Raw genomic sequence first — 766 nt, 5'->3', positions numbered from 1 at the left:
ACATTGACGTTATCGCCACACGTTGAAGAAAGTGATTCTATTTCAGCAACACTGTAGGCGCCATCTCCGGCAATGGTATGTCCTAAATTATGATTAACCGTATCAGCGATTAAACCTTGATAATCTTGTTCTACCGTCCAAACGAATACCCCTCGAAGACCATTGTTAACCGCATACTTAGTTTTCAAGGCTGCCGTTCTTGGGGTGTCAATGGAATGATAAACACCACTCACGGGATTGTAGTAATAATCAGTATTATTGTTCGTATCAGTGAACAGTTTGAAGTTATTTACCCCTTTCATATCAGGGCCTGCAACGTTAGCAAACAAATCATACCCTTCAAGAACAGTTCCCTCCCACGTACCAAACACAACCGCATTAGATACACCAGTGGCGCTAAATGGGTCGCCATCAGTGCCGATAGCACTCGCTTGTTTACCTCGAGAGTAATTGGCAATACCCAACATCATCCGAGACTTCTCAACCCCCATATCAACGAGAAGGTTAATGGCATTTTCTGCACTATTGGTCTCGACTACTTTACCCTCCGAGTCTGTATAATTAGGATAATCGATAGAGTCTCCAAATAAATTGGTTTGATGACCAAGTACTGTGTCCCATCCACCCCAATAGTCATAGCTCATTAAAAATATCTTATCTAATAGCCCGTCAGGACCACCGAGCGCTAGGTAATTCGAGGCGCCAACTAGATTAATGTACTTCTCTGTCGCACCTACGGCTGAAGACAGTTTTACTTCCGAGTAGT

General features: G+C 43.3%; 1 protein-coding gene. It reads right to left on the bottom strand.

Annotated elements, in window-relative coordinates:
* On the bottom strand, positions 1 to 766 hold a 766-nt coding region (locus tag VTH8203_RS19780; RefSeq protein WP_244181266.1), incomplete at both ends, for a glycosyl hydrolase family 18 protein.

Source organism: Vibrio thalassae, from assembly GCF_900089835.1.
Lineage (GTDB): Bacteria > Pseudomonadota > Gammaproteobacteria > Enterobacterales > Vibrionaceae > Vibrio > Vibrio thalassae.
The sequence above is the reverse complement of the archived record's forward strand: the minus strand, read 5'-3'. Positions and strand labels throughout refer to the sequence as shown.